Raw genomic sequence first — 506 nt, 5'->3', positions numbered from 1 at the left:
CAAGATCGAACCCAAAGTACGCTGTTACCAGAGTTACTTGATGAGTACATCACCGAAGAAAACCCCGTACGCGTCATTGACCTCTTTGTTGACCAGCTTGATTTAGCCAGCTTAGGTTTTGAAGGAGTAGTTCCTGCTGATACTGGTAGGCCATCCTATCATCCTGCAGTGCTGTTGAAGTTGTATGTTTATGGATACCTTAACCGTATTGCATCGACTCGTCGCCTTGAAACCGAAGCGCTACGTAATGTTGAACTCATGCGGCTCATTGCCCGCTTAGCTCCTGACTTTAAGACCATCGCGAACTTCCGTAAAGAGAACGGCAAAGCCATCCGTAAAGTCTGCGCCCAGTTTATTGAACTGTGCCGCCAGATGAATTTATTTGCCGACGCGATGGTGGCAGTTGATGGCAGTAAGTTCAAAGCAGTGAACAGCTCCGATCAGAACTTCACCCAGGCCAAGATCAAACGTCGTATCCAAGAAGCTGAAGCTAGTATTGCGCAGTA

The 506-nt window shown here is 47.6% G+C and carries 1 protein-coding gene; it reads left to right on the top strand.

Translation table 11 applies throughout. From position 1 onward, the window contains the following. On the top strand, positions 1-506 hold a 506-nt coding region (locus tag ICN37_RS11695), incomplete at both ends, for a transposase (protein WP_216156677.1).

This window comes from Polynucleobacter sp. P1-05-14 (genome assembly GCF_018881675.1).
In the GTDB taxonomy this organism is placed as follows: Bacteria; Pseudomonadota; Gammaproteobacteria; order Burkholderiales; family Burkholderiaceae; genus Polynucleobacter.
Note: the sequence above shows the minus strand (reverse complement) of the source record. Positions and strands in the feature narration are given on the sequence as shown.